The organism is Paraburkholderia podalyriae (assembly GCF_014397785.1).
Lineage (GTDB): Bacteria > Pseudomonadota > Gammaproteobacteria > Burkholderiales > Burkholderiaceae > Paraburkholderia > Paraburkholderia podalyriae.
In genome coordinates this window covers 1-251 of the sequence record NZ_VZQQ01000366.1, presented here as the reverse complement: position 1 = coordinate 251, position 251 = coordinate 1, and the positions used below count along the sequence as shown (strand labels likewise).

The following is a 251-nucleotide window of genomic DNA, read 5'->3' as shown; positions in this document are numbered from 1 at the left end:
TCCAGATAGATCGTGGCCACGATCATGGAACGATCTTCACGTGGTCTACGCCGGACCTACCCACGCTCTCACATCATGCCCCACGCGCGCGCGAATCGGGGACCGGCCCTGCCGAGCCGCTTACGTTTGAAGCGCTCGTGCTGACGTTGTGCCGGGAGATGACATTTGCGGCTGTGGCTCGTCTGGTGAACCTGTCGTGGCATCGCGTGAAGGCCATATGTGATCGGTACGTGGATATGGCCGTGGCCGCC

Annotated in this window: 1 pseudogene; it reads left to right on the top strand. The window is 61.8% G+C overall.

Annotated elements, in window-relative coordinates:
- Positions 1–119 precede the first annotated feature (119 nt).
- Positions 120–251: pseudogene (locus tag F6X42_RS43330) on the top strand (transposase family protein); the annotation flags it as partial.